This window comes from Desulfosporosinus burensis (assembly GCF_054657535.1).
On the sequence record NZ_BAAHYN010000109.1, the window covers coordinates 1 to 294 of the forward strand.

Sequence of the window (294 nt, forward strand, 5' to 3'; positions counted from 1 at the left end):
TAACTGCCAACTTGATTTTGGCGAAGAAGTTCTTTTGTCTCGAAAAAGATTTGTATAGTGCCAGACTGACTGAGCAGGCTTTACCTTTGACATTTGTGTAATTGATCATGAGAGCTTTGCTGTATCGGGCGAACACTTTCTTTATGCTGATGTCGAATTTGCGAGCCAGAGTTTTAGCTATTGAAAACGTTACGATGTATTGGATGCGCGCACCCATATAGAAATTGGTGCAGCCACGCTGTTGAGTCAGGAGTCCACGCAGTACCTGGTTGCCGTATTTGATGATTTCTTTCG

At 43.2% G+C, this 294-nt stretch carries 1 protein-coding gene; it reads right to left on the bottom strand.

Going from position 1 to position 294, the window contains the following annotated elements; translation table 11 throughout:
* The coding region (locus tag ACYQ3Q_RS28615; protein ID WP_459931763.1) for a group II intron reverse transcriptase/maturase at positions 1–294 on the bottom strand (294 nt) is incomplete at both ends.